The 12,518-nt window shown below is 30.9% G+C and carries 14 protein-coding genes and 1 riboswitch; of the genes, 13 read left to right on the top strand and 1 reads right to left on the bottom strand.

The features are described 5' to 3' along the window. Window positions 1-126: 126 nt before the first annotated feature. From FQB35_RS12780 to FQB35_RS12730, 11 genes are all read left to right on the top strand, one after another. On the top strand, window positions 127-2,115 hold the full coding sequence (locus FQB35_RS12780; protein ID WP_148810296.1) for a methyl-accepting chemotaxis protein: 1,989 nt from the start codon (window positions 127-129) through the stop codon (window positions 2,113-2,115). A gap of 241 nt (window positions 2,116-2,356) precedes the next feature. After that, the gene (locus FQB35_RS12775; protein ID WP_148810295.1) at window positions 2,357-2,527 is read left to right on the top strand and encodes a Spo0E family sporulation regulatory protein-aspartic acid phosphatase; all 171 of its coding nucleotides are present in this window, start codon (window positions 2,357-2,359) and stop codon (window positions 2,525-2,527) included. A gap of 112 nt (window positions 2,528-2,639) precedes the next feature. Then, the gene (gene tsaE / locus FQB35_RS12770) at window positions 2,640-3,095 is read left to right on the top strand and encodes a tRNA (adenosine(37)-N6)-threonylcarbamoyltransferase complex ATPase subunit type 1 TsaE (protein ID WP_148810294.1); all 456 of its coding nucleotides are present in this window, start codon (window positions 2,640-2,642) and stop codon (window positions 3,093-3,095) included. Then, window positions 3,092-3,823, top strand: coding sequence for a tRNA (adenosine(37)-N6)-threonylcarbamoyltransferase complex dimerization subunit type 1 TsaB (gene tsaB, locus FQB35_RS12765; RefSeq protein WP_148810293.1), 732 nt, complete (start codon window positions 3,092-3,094; stop codon window positions 3,821-3,823). The genes tsaE and tsaB overlap by 4 nt, the downstream gene beginning before the upstream one ends. After that, complete coding sequence (gene rimI, locus FQB35_RS12760) at window positions 3,804-4,250, top strand: ribosomal protein S18-alanine N-acetyltransferase (RefSeq protein ID WP_148810292.1); 447 nt, start codon at window positions 3,804-3,806, stop codon at window positions 4,248-4,250. Before tsaB ends, rimI begins: the two co-directional genes overlap by 20 nt. A 113-nt stretch (window positions 4,251-4,363) precedes the next feature. After that, window positions 4,364-5,596 (top strand): efflux RND transporter periplasmic adaptor subunit, encoded by a 1,233-nt coding sequence (locus FQB35_RS12755; protein WP_148810291.1) that lies wholly within the window; start codon window positions 4,364-4,366, stop codon window positions 5,594-5,596. A gap of 1 nt (window position 5,597) precedes the next feature. Further along, entirely contained in the window at window positions 5,598-6,311 is a 714-nt protein-coding gene (locus FQB35_RS12750) for an ABC transporter ATP-binding protein (RefSeq protein WP_148810290.1), read from the top strand. 10 nt (window positions 6,312-6,321) lie between these two features. Next, window positions 6,322-7,539, top strand: coding sequence for an ABC transporter permease (locus FQB35_RS12745; protein ID WP_148810289.1), 1,218 nt, complete (start codon window positions 6,322-6,324; stop codon window positions 7,537-7,539). 118 nt (window positions 7,540-7,657) lie between these two features. Beyond that, window positions 7,658-8,800 (top strand): bactofilin family protein, encoded by a 1,143-nt coding sequence (locus tag FQB35_RS12740; protein WP_148810288.1) that lies wholly within the window; start codon window positions 7,658-7,660, stop codon window positions 8,798-8,800. A gap of 102 nt (window positions 8,801-8,902) precedes the next feature. Beyond that, window positions 8,903-9,094, top strand: coding sequence for a hypothetical protein (locus FQB35_RS12735; RefSeq protein ID WP_148810287.1), 192 nt, complete (start codon window positions 8,903-8,905; stop codon window positions 9,092-9,094). A gap of 56 nt (window positions 9,095-9,150) precedes the next feature. Continuing rightward, window positions 9,151-9,215, top strand: a riboswitch (Fluoride riboswitch). Window positions 9,216-9,265: 50 nt separating this feature from the next. Continuing rightward, entirely contained in the window at window positions 9,266-10,447 is a 1,182-nt protein-coding gene (locus FQB35_RS12730; RefSeq protein ID WP_148810286.1) for a cation:proton antiporter, read from the top strand. 35 nt (window positions 10,448-10,482) lie between these two features. On the opposite strand, the gene FQB35_RS12725 is transcribed toward FQB35_RS12730, so the two are convergent. Next, a complete protein-coding gene (locus tag FQB35_RS12725; protein WP_148810285.1) occupies window positions 10,483-10,713 on the bottom strand; it encodes a hypothetical protein in 231 nt (76 codons plus the stop codon). 127 nt (window positions 10,714-10,840) lie between these two features. Between FQB35_RS12725 and FQB35_RS12720 the strand changes: the two genes are divergently transcribed. Both FQB35_RS12720 and tsaD read left to right on the top strand, forming a co-directional pair. Next, complete coding sequence (locus FQB35_RS12720; protein ID WP_148810284.1) at window positions 10,841-11,251, top strand: hypothetical protein; 411 nt, start codon at window positions 10,841-10,843, stop codon at window positions 11,249-11,251. A 122-nt stretch (window positions 11,252-11,373) separates the two neighbouring features. Beyond that, window positions 11,374-12,384 (top strand): tRNA (adenosine(37)-N6)-threonylcarbamoyltransferase complex transferase subunit TsaD, encoded by a 1,011-nt coding sequence (gene tsaD / locus FQB35_RS12715; RefSeq protein ID WP_148810852.1) that lies wholly within the window; start codon window positions 11,374-11,376, stop codon window positions 12,382-12,384. The last annotated feature ends 134 nt before the right edge of the window (window positions 12,385-12,518 follow it).

Raw genomic sequence — 12,518 nt, 5'->3', positions numbered from 1 at the left:
ACACTGTCATTTTATGTATAAATTTATAAAGGGAAAATAGTATTTATGTCGAATTTTTACAAAATAACATTTTAAGTAAGTTAAAATACATGGACGCAAAACTAAGATAAGAGAGGATGGTTAATAGTGAATAGTATTAAAACAAAAATTATTATTAGTTTTGTTATTTTATTGGTCCTAGCATCTTCAATATTAGGATATTTTTCATTAGATATAGTAAAAAATGTAGTTGCAGAAAAAGCAGAGGAATCTTTGAGTGCATTAGTAAAAGAAGGAGTAAAAGTTACTCGTAGTCGTATCGATACTCAAAAAAGAATATTAGAAGTTATTGCGGGAATAGAAGATATAGCAAGCATGGATTTGGAACTACAGCGTCCTGTATTACAAAGACTAATAAAAAAAACAAATTTTCTTGCTTTAGGTGTTGTTTATCCTGATGGTACAGCATATTATAATGATGGTAAAACAGCAAACCTAGGGAACAGAGAATATGTGAAGAAAGCTTTCAATGGAGAAACAAACGTGTCCGATATTCTTATAAGCAGAGTTACAAATCAGCCTGTATTAATGTATGCTGCACCAATAAAAAAAGACGGAAAAATTGTAGGTGTTTTAATTGGTCGTAAAGATGGAAATGCTTTGAGCAATATCACAGGAGATATGTCTTATGGACAGACTGGATATGCTTACATCATAAACGATAAAGGGGTTATAGTAGCACATAAGGATAAAGATAGAGTTTTAAAACAACAAAACCCTATAGAAGAAGCAAAAAACAATAAAAAATTTGAACCATTAGCAGAAATGTTTAAAACAATGATTGCAAATAAAACAGGTATTGGAAGTTATACATTTAATAATAAAGACTTATATAATGCCTATACACCGATAGAAGGAACAAATTGGATAATGGTTGTTACAGAAGATAAGAGTGAAGTGTTATCAGCAATACCAAAATTACAAAAATCAATGAGTACAATATTGATAATTATTTTAATAATAGGAATATTTATTAGTTTCTTTATTGGCAATTCATTAGCAAATCCGATTATTTTAGCAATTAAACATGCAGAGACAATTGCTGCTTTAGATTTAACTAAAGAATTACCTGATAAATTTTTAAAAAGAAAAGATGAAACAGGAAGTTTGGCAAAATCACTTAAAACAATGCAAAATTCACTTACAAAAGTTATAGAAAATATAAAAGAAAAATCAAATGAAGTAAGTAAAAACTCAGACTTTTTGGTAGAAACATCTAAAGAAATGACTGTATCATCTGAAGAATTGGCTACTACAATGCAGCAGGTAGCGGATGGAGCAATAAGTCAGGCACAGGATTTAACAGAGATTGTAACTTCATTATCTGAGTTGACAAATAATATTGAGAATGTATATAAAGAGCTTCAAAATGTAAAAAGTGAAACTGAGGATGCAGAAAATAAAGCAAATATAGGAAAAGAAGAAATGGATAAACTGGTAAAATCAATAGAAGAAATTAAAAAAGCCTTTAAACTAGTAGTTGGAAAAGTAGGAAATCTTACAAGTTCAGTAAAAGAAATTAGAGGCATTACAGATATCATATCTGATATATCTGAGCAGACGAATTTATTGGCACTCAATGCAGCTATAGAAGCAGCGAGGGCTGGAGAAGATGGCAGGGGCTTTGCAGTAGTAGCAGAGGAAATAAGAAAACTTTCAGAACAAACAGGTAAATCTACTGATGAAATAACTAAACTTGTATCAACAATAAATGCAGATACTAATGAAGTAATTACTACATCAAATGAAGTAGAAACATTCATAATAGAACAGACGAAATTTGTTGAAAACACTGAAAAAACTTTTGGAGAAATATTATCATCCATAGGAAATATTGCTCCTATTATGAAGAAAACCTACGATGTCATGGACGAAATTGTAAAATCTACGGATATTGTTATGGAAATGGCAGAACAGGTAAGTGCTGTAACAGAGGAAAACTCTGCGGCTGCGGAAGAAGTAGCAGCATCCTCCGAAGAATTGACTTCATCATCAGAAGGAGTGGCGTCTAAAGCCCAAAACTTAAGTTCAGTAGCAGAAGGATTAATGGAAATAGTAAATAGGTTTAATATATGACAAGGGATAATCCCTTGTCTTTTTATATGTGTTTAATGATATATTAAGAGAAAATAGATAGAAAATTTTTATAAACTTAATGTAATATATACTTATTAATCGAACATATGTGCTATACTAAGGATAGGGGGGAATATAGAGTTTGTCAAATAATAGATAGAATTGTTGAAATTTGGTAAAAATGTACTATAGAAATGCTATAGAGATTTATATATATTAATTGAAGGAGGTATTGGGTATAATGTTACAAAAGAAAAATGAACTAATGGATGCAATGAATGAGTGTAGGGAAAAATTAAATCGTTTAATAATTCAAAAAGAAATGCAAGTAGATAAAGAATTAATAAATATAAGTGAGGAGATGGATCAGTTAATCCTATCTTATTATGAATGGATTAAAAAGAATAAATAGAATTATTTTTTAAAGGGCAAGTGTTTTTATCGCTTTGCCCTTGCAGCATTTTTTGAGAAAATATATAATGAGTGTATGATTTTGGATAGAATACAGTTATAGAGGTGTAGCGATGAAGATACGAAGTGATGATGAGAAAAAAACATATAATTTAGGTTATAAGTTAGGGACATTATTAAGAAGTGGGGATGTTGTTTGCTTAACAGGAGATTTAGGAGCAGGAAAAACAACTTTATCTAAGGCTATTGCAAAAGGTCTTGGAGTAGAAGATTGTGTAACAAGTCCTACTTTTACAATTATTCATGAGTATGAAGGACGTCTTTCATTATATCATTTTGACGTATATAGAATTTCGAGCATTGAGGATATGGAAGATTTAGGATACGAAGAATATTTTTATGGTGAAGGTGTATGCCTAATTGAGTGGGCATCACGAATAGAAGAGCTGATTCCTAAGAAACATTTATGGATTCATATAAAAAAGATTGATGAAAATACACGAGAAATAGAGCTAAAAGGAAGCGGTGAGCATTTTCATCGAATCATAGAGGAGTTGAAAAACATATGAAGATATTAGCTTTTGACACTTCATCTATTGTTGCTTCAGTAGCAGTGATGGATGATGATAAATTAATTGGTGAGTATACAATAAATCATAAGAGAACACATTCTCAAAAGTTGATGCCTATGATCGAAGAAGTTTTAGAAAGTTGTGAATTGACAATGAAAGATATAGATGTAGTTGCAGTAGCAGAAGGACCTGGTTCGTTTACAGGAATTAGAATTGGTGTAGCTACTGCAAAGGGACTTTCACATGCTATGAATATTCCTGTGATAGGAATATCCACACTAGATGCATTAGCATTTAATGTTGCCTTTTCTCATGGTTTGATATGCCCAATTTTGGATGCTAGAAGAAATCAAGTATATACAGCTGTATATAAGTGGGATAATGGAAACCTAAGTATGATTGAAGAGCACATGGCTGTATCTATTGAAGAATTAGTAGATAAATTGATGCAAAGACCTGAAAAAGTTATATTTTTAGGTGATGGAGTAGCTACTAATAAAATATATTTAATAGAAAAGCTTAAGGATAGAGTGTTGTTTGCACCTAATAGTATGAAGATGCCAAAGGCTGCTTCTATTGCAGAGCTTGCATTGCAAAAAGCGAAAGAAGGTAATCTTAAAAATTGCTATGAACTTTTACCAACTTATCTTAGAAAGTCAGAAGCAGAAAGACAATATGAAGAAAAAATAAAAAGGTGTGACAAAGATGGAGCATGTGAAGGTTAGGGAAATGATCGTTGAAGATATTGAAGAAGTTTATGATATTGAAAAAAGATGTTTTGCTATACCTTGGTCTAAAGAATCCTTTTTTGCTGAAATACAGAATAACAAGTCTGCTAGATATGTGGTTTTAGAAATAGATGGAAAAGTTGTAGGTTATGGAGGTATGTGGAAGATACTAGATGAAGGGCATATTACAAATATTGCTGTGCATCCGGATGTAAGAGGAAGAGGATATGGAAACTTACTTGTTGAGGGATTGCTTGAGGTTGCAGATAAGGAAGAAATAAAAAGGATGACTTTAGAGGTTAGAAGTTCAAATAAAGTAGCGCAGAATTTATATAAAAAATATGGATTTGAGCCTTGCGGGATTAGGCCAAAGTATTATCAGGATAATAATGAAAATGCAGTGATTATGTGGAGAGAAAACTAATAAATTTTAAATTTTTAAAGACAATTTCCAAAAATTGCTGTATACTATATATTGGAAAATAATTATAGGGCATACATATGTATGCCCTATGTCTATGAGAAAGGAGTTTTTGTATGTTAAAGGGGAGGAAACTGCTAATTGTGGTTATGATTATTGCAGTTGTTGTTTTAGTTGGAGTTGGAACTGTTATGGCAAATAAAAAAGAAAAGAATGATAAAAAAATTGTCCAAACGGTAGAAATAAAAAAGCAGGATATTGAATCACATATACAGGCGACAGGGCAGATTGTATCTATGGATAAGAGAGAGATTGTTTCAGATGTAGAAGAAAAGATTGAAAAGGTATTTGTCAAAAAGGGAGATAAAGTTAAAAAAGGTCAAGTTCTTATGAAGTTAGAGGAGACAAATATTCTTTATAAAATTAAAGAAGCCAAAACAAGATTAGAAATACAGGAAAATATCTTAAATCAGTTAAAAACAGACTTAGATATTGGATTAAAGAATGCAAAAATAAAGTATGAAGATGCATTAGATACGTATGAAAGAAACAAAAAGCTTTATGAAGCAAATGCATTAAGTAAAAGAGAATTAGAAAAGTCAAAAAATACTTTGGAAGAAATGCATAATGAATATATATTAGCTGAAAAAAAGTTAGGAAATGGAGAAAATACTGGGGAAGTGGCAAGACAAGAAAAACAAGTGCAGCTTTACAAATTAGAGGTAGAAAAACTAATGGATGATTTAGAAAAGCATACAATTAAAAGTCCTATTACAGGAACAATTGTAGATATGAAAATTGCAGAGAGTGGTATCGTAGAATCTCATATTCCTTTGATGTTTATACAGGACGTAGATAATTTGGAAATAATTACAAATATCAATGAGTATGATGCAAGCAAAATAAAGATAGGAGACTTTGTTAAAATTACAGGCGATGCTTTTGAGGGAAAGACTTATGATGGAAAAGTAAAATATGTAGGTCCGTTTGCTAAAACTGTTGAGACGGGACAGGGAAAAGAAAATGTTGTAGAGGTAAAAGTTGAAATAGCTAAGATGGATAAGTATTTAAAACCAGGGTTTTCAGCTAAGTTAGATATATTAACAGAGCGTAGGAAGGACGTTTTAGCAGTACCTTATGAAGCTATATTTACAAAAAGGAATAAAGAAAATGTTATTTTTACTGTTGAGGATGGAAAAGTAAAGGAGCATAAGGTAAAACTAGGTATAGAGAGTGATCTTGTAGTTGAAGTAATAGGAGAGGATATTAATCAAGAAGATCATGTAATTATGAACCCTACAGAAGCAATTAAAGAGGGTGAAGAAGTTCAAGAGAATCAGGTGATGTAGTATGATAAAAATCGAAAATTTGAAGAAGATTTATAAAAATGGAAGCGTATCTGTAGAAGCATTAAAAGGTGTAAATATGGAAGTGAATCAAGGTGAATTTGTATCTATTATGGGGCCGTCAGGATCAGGAAAATCTACTTTAATGAATATTTTAGGATGTTTAGATAAACCTAGCCAAGGGAGATATGAATTAGATGGAGAAAAGATAGAAGAGTTAAATGATTCTCAATTGGCTGGGATACGAAATAAAAAAATAGGTTTTGTTTTTCAATCATTTAATCTTCTTCCTCGTATTACGGCACTAAAAAATGTAGAATTACCAATGATGTATGCTGGAGTACCTTCTAAAGAAAGAAGAAAAAGAGCAATAGAAGCTTTAGAAAGAGTTGGATTAGGAGATCGTTTGGAGCATAAATCAAGTGAACTTTCAGGTGGACAGAGGCAAAGGGTTGCTATTGCAAGAGCTCTTGTTAATCAACCAGCTGTTATTTTAGCAGATGAACCAACGGGGAATCTAGATACAAAATCAGGTGATGAAATTATGGCAATATTTCAAAGGCTTAATGAAGAAGGGGTAACAATTGTTATGGTAACGCATGAACCAGAAATTGCTCAGCATACTAAGAGAGTTGTAACCTTTCGAGATGGTGAAATTATAGAAGACAAATTTGTAGAGAATCAGATTATACTTCATGCAGATGCTGTAAAGGAATAGAGGTGTTGCAATGAATTTTATTGAAAGTATTCAGGTAGCAATTAGTGCTATTTGGGTGAATAAGATGAGATCTCTTCTTACAATGCTTGGAATTATTATAGGGATATCTTCTGTTATTAGTGTAGTGGCTTTAGGAAAAGGAAGCCAGAATGCAATTGATAAGGAATTTGAACAATTTGGTGCAGGAAGAGCATATATTGGAACTAATTGGAGAGAAAATCCTACTAGGAAAGATTATTTAAATCATAGTGATGTAGAAGCATTAAATAGAGTTTTTTCAAAGGATTTAGATGCAATAATTTCTAATTTATCAGAGAATGGAAAGATAAGATCAAAAAATGATTTGATTGATGTGAGGTTAATTGGTGGAAATGAAGACTATATAAAAATTGAAAAGGTTAATATTCTAAAGGGAAGATATTTGACAGATCGTGATGTAAAGGCAAAGAGATATGTAGCTGTAATAGATCAACAAGTAGCTATGGATGTTTTTGGAAGAAGCAATGTACTTGGAGAAAATATTATGGTAGATATGGGATATACCAATGCTTCATTCGTTATTGTAGGTTTATATGAAAAACCTAAGAGTACTCTTCAAAATTTAGGAGGAGGTAAAAGAGCGCCAAATGTTTTTATACCTATTTCAACACTCGAAAAAGTTATGGGTATGGGAGAAAACATATGGGGGATAGAAATAAGCATGAAAAAGGGTGTGGATTCTAGAAAAGCTACTGAGAAGATGATAAAGCTTTTAGAAAGAAGGCATGGAAATATTGGAGAAAATAAGTATATAAGCTATACTGCTGAAGGAGAATTAGAATCTATTAATAAGGTTACAGGCATAGTAACAGCTGTTATAAGTGCTATTGCAGCAATTTCATTGTTGGTTGGTGGTATTGGTGTAATGAACATTATGCTTGTTTCTGTTACAGAAAGAACAAGAGAAATTGGGATTAGGAAGGCAATTGGTGCAAGGAGAAAGGATATATTGTTACAATTTTTGGTGGAATCTGTTATTGTATCAGGGATTGGAGGAATTATTGGTACAGTAATAGGAATAGGTATCTCATTTGTTATTGCTAAGTTTATCAAAATCCCTCCTAACGTATCAATGAGCACAATTGCTATTGCATGGATTTTTTCAGCAGGGGTTGGTATTTTCTTTGGTATTTATCCAGCCAATAAAGCTTCAAAATTAGATCCGATAGATGCTTTAAGGTATGAGTAAAAAACTAGGTCACTGACCTAGTTTTTTAAAATGATTCATATAAAACATAAGGTAATCCATATAATAAAAGTGAGAAGATAATAGACTATTAAAAGGGGAAAAAGGGGATGAATAAAAAATGAAAAGAATTTTTAGTATATTAATGTCTTTTATTTTTATACTGTCACTACCAATAGCTGTATTTGCTGAGGATAAAGATGAAAACATGATTATAAGAGAAGATGAAGTAGTCAATAGTGATTTATTTTTTGAAGGAGATTCTGTAAAGAACATGGGTACTGTGAAAGGGGATATTTTTGTAGCTAGTGGAGAGTTTGAAAATACAGGGCATGTTTTAGGAGATATTTTATTAGTCGCGGGAAATAGTAAAATTAGTGGTAGAGTAGATGGAGATCTTAGGATAGGAACTGGAAATTTGAATATCACAGGAGAAATTGGAAAAAATGTTACTTCATTTTCTGGAAATCTAATACTAGAAGAGGGAGCAGCTATAGATGGAAATCTAAACGCTTTTTTAGGAAATATAGTTATTAATGGTATTATTGGAGGAGATTTTCGAGGAAGTGCTGATGATATAAAAATAAATGGAAAAATAAAAGGAGATGTAATACTTGAAACAGAAAATTTAATCTTTGGACCTAATGCAAAAATAGATGGAAATCTAGTATATAATGCACCGAAAAAGATAGAGATTAAAAATGGGATAGTTAGTGGTAATATTATTTACAAACCTTATGGTAAAAAAATAGGTATAGAAGAAAAAAATATAAAAAAGGGATTTAATTTATTAAATATATTACGAAAAGGAATTCCTATACTGTCTTATTTAATAATAGGAACTATACTCGTCTTGGTTTTTAGCAATTTTATGAAAAAAACTTCTACAATGATAGATAAAAAACCTTGGCATTCTTTAGGGATTGGTATTGTGGGATTTATTGTTATTCCTATTGCTTCTATATTGATTATGATAACTGTAGTAGGAATTCCTATAGGTGTTATTTCCCTTATACTTTATGGATTGTTGCTTTATTTAGCGAAAATACCTGCAGCTCTTTTGATAGGGCAAAAACTTTTAAGAAATGAATCAAAACTTTTAATTAAAATGATTATTGGCTTAATTATCTTAAGCTTTGTATCATTTATACCTTATTTAGGGAAGTTTATATCATTTATGGCTATAATATTTGGTATAGGAAGTTATTTGTTAAACTTAAAAGAAGCTATTAAAAAACCAAAAAATATTGAACCATTGCATTAATATAAAGATCCAGATGAGAAAATTCTCATCTGGATTTGTATATTAATTAAAAGTCTACAAATAATATATATGAGTGAAAAATAAAGCAAAAGGAGGATTCTTATGGCAAGTAAAGCCCAATTACAAGCAGTAGCAGCTAATTGTAGTCAATTTCAAAGCGTAGAAGAAGGTGCATTTACTTCTTCTGTCCAATCAAGTCGTACTTGTGAAAATTGTAAACATTTCACAAAGGATAATAAATGTGATATAAATTTAGTAGATGAAATCTTAGAAAACCTTACAAATGAGGGATAGAATAAAAATATACATTTTACGGTATAAATATTGACATTTTTACAAATAGTAGTATAATATGCATAGGTGATGGAGCTCACCTTAAGCATTGCATACTGCAATTGATGGCTCCTACTTAGATTTTTTTATCTAAGTAGGAGCTTTTTCTTATGAAAAGAAAGGATGATGGATATGGGGTTTAGTTTAGCAATTATTATTATTTTAGGCTTAGCATTAAATAAAATATTTGATGCTATAAAGCTACCAGGATTTTTAGGTATGCTTTTGTTAGGAATAATAATTGGTCCGTATGGATTGAATATTATTAGCTCTGATATTTTAGATATTTCGGCAGATCTTAGAAAAATTGCATTAATAATTATACTTATAAGAGCTGGTCTAGGAATTAAAAGAGACACATTACATAAGGTAGGTTCTGAAGCTATAAAAATGAGTTGTATTCCGGGACTTTGTGAAGGATTTACAATTATGCTGCTTGCAAGTTTTTTATTTGGAATGTCGAAAACAGAGGCAGGGATGTTAGGCTTTATTATAGCAGCAGTATCTCCTGCAGTTGTAGTACCTCTTATGCTTCAGTTTATTGATAAAAGATTTGGTGAAAAGAAAGGAATTCCTACTTTAATACTTGCAGGAGCTTCTATTGATGATGTTTTTGCGATTACTATATTTTCAACATTTTTAGGATTATACACAGGAAAAAGCATAAGTATTTCTATGCAGATAGCTAAAATTCCTGTATCTATTGTTTTAGGACTTCTTTTAGGATGGATTACTGGAATAATAATAATTATGATTTTTAAAAGATTTCATATACGTGATACAAAAAAAGCACTTGTAGTGTTAGCTGCAGCAATTATACTTACAACGATTGAAGAATATTCTAAAGGAATAATTCCTATTGCTAGCTTGCTAGGAGTGATGATGGTAGGATTTTATTTTCGTGAAAAAACTTCAAAAATTGCAGATGCATTGTCTCAAAAATTTAACAAAATATGGGTTTTTGCAGAACTTATGTTATTTGTTTTAGTTGGAGCACAAGTAAATATTGATGTAGCATTTAATTCGGGACTTTTAGGAATAGTTATTATTTTTATAGGATTACTTGCTAGAAGTATTGGTGTGCTTATAGCTGTTTCAGGTACAGATTTAGATTGGAAAGAAAGGATTTTTTGTGTTATTGCATACATACCTAAAGCAACGGTGCAAGCAGCAATTGGAGCTGTACCGTTAGAAGCAGGTGTAAAGTCAGGAGAACTAATATTAGCAATTGCTGTACTTGCTATTATGATTACTGCACCATTAGGTGCAATAGGAATAAAACTATCAGGAGAAAAATGGTTGTCTCATAGTTAACAAAAAAACAGCCTAATTTTTGTTAGGCTGTTTTTTTATGGGGCTAAATCTTTATTCTTTTTATCTACTATAAAAGGTTTTACAGCAGATTTTTCTGCTAAAAGCAAGTTTATAAAATCTGTTTCATCTATTTCTGAGATCATACCATCAGGCATAACATTTTCTTGTCTTAATCTTTCTAAAAAACTTTCATCGTTAAAAGAATAATCTAAATCTTTATTTTTTTCTTCATTAGGATGATTTGTATTTTTATTTTTTTCACCCAAAATTTTCAACTCCTTTATCAACACTAGATTATTATTAGTATTCCACAAATAGAAGGATATATGCTGAACAGTGGATATGCTTTATGCATATATAGAATTAGAAGTATATAAAAAAGGAGTGATTTAATTGGGTGCAAATGCATTAACTCTATTTAATATGGAGCATCTTTCTTCAGTGACGGCAATGGTATTGGCAGTAAATTTAATTACCCAAGTCATTAAAGAAATTTTTTTAAGAGAAACTGTGAATCAAAGAATTCCTAAATTCATTACATTATTAGCAGCTACATTAGTTGTTGCTGTTCATCATAATAGGATTTGGGTAGAAAGTCCTGGTGTATTTCATCATTCCATTATAGAACTTGTATTTTTCATATTTATTAATGGTATATTTATTGCTGCTTTATCTATGGGAAATTATAAGGTGTTGAATTTGACAAAAGATAAGGAAGTAAAAAAAATGAAGGAAGAATTGGCTATAAAAGAAGCAAAACTTCAATATAATGAAAAATATCAAGAGGATGGAGAATTATTTTAATAAAGAATAATGTAGATTTTGCTATTTATTACAGGTTTGGATATAATATATAAGATGAACAAAAGATAAGGAAGGTGTATATTGTGAGCAATGTATTATCACCTAAAAATGGTGAATATTTTATAACTCTTGCTATAGAGACAAGTTGTGATGAAACGTCTGCTGCTATTCTTAAAAATGGTAGAGAAGTTTTATCAAATGTTATTTCTTCTCAAATAGATGAACACAAAAAATTTGGAGGTGTAGTTCCTGAGGTTGCTTCAAGAAAACACGTTGAGAATGTAGATGTAGTGATTCAGGAAGCACTTGATGAAGCAGGTGTTACATTGCAGGATATTGATCATATAGGTGTTACTTATGGACCAGGACTTGTAGGAGCTCTTTTGGTTGGCGTATCTACAGCAAAAGCTTTGGCATATGCTTTGAATATTCCGCTTGTTGGAGTAAATCATATTGAAGGACATATCTGTGCAAATTATATAGAAGATAAAAATCTAGTTCCTCCTTTTTTATGTCTAATTGTTTCTGGTGGACATACTTATCTTGTACATGTAAAAGATTATGGAACATATGATATTTTAGGAAAAACACGAGATGATGCAGTTGGAGAAGCTTTTGATAAAGTTGCTAGAGCTATAGGATTAGGCTATCCAGGAGGACCTATTATAGATAAATTAGCTAAAAAAGGAAATAAAGATGCAATTAAATTTCCTAGAGTATACTTAGAGCAAGATAGCTTTGATTTTAGTTTTAGTGGATTAAAATCAGCAGTATTAAATTATCTAAATTCTCAAAGGCAAAAAGGGATAGAAATAATAGTAGAGGATGTAGCAGCAAGTTTTCAAGCTGCAGTTGTTGATGTATTGGTTCATAAGACTATAGAAGGAGCAAAGAAAAAGAAGGTAGACAGTATTGTTTTAGCTGGAGGAGTAGCTGCTAACAGTGGATTAAGAGAGGAACTTCAAAAAGCTGCAAAAAAAGAAGGGTTAACTTTAAAATATCCATCTATAAAGTTATGCACAGATAATGCAGCTATGATTGGATGTGCTGCATATTATGCCTATAAGAGTGGATTTACTTCAGACTTATATTTAAACGCTGTTCCGAATTTAAAACTTGGAGAAAGAAAATAAGAATTATTCAGAAGATTTTGTGGATAAAAATGTGGATATTGTGGAAAAGGTATTTAAGCTTCTAAAAATAAGGGATTAATATAATAAAAATGTGGATAAATCTGTGAGAATTGTGGAAAACTTGTGGATATAGA

The organism is Crassaminicella thermophila (assembly GCF_008152325.1).
GTDB classification, from domain to species: domain Bacteria; phylum Bacillota; class Clostridia; order Peptostreptococcales; family Thermotaleaceae; genus Crassaminicella_A; species Crassaminicella_A thermophila.
This window is presented reverse-complemented; position numbering and strand designations above follow the sequence as displayed.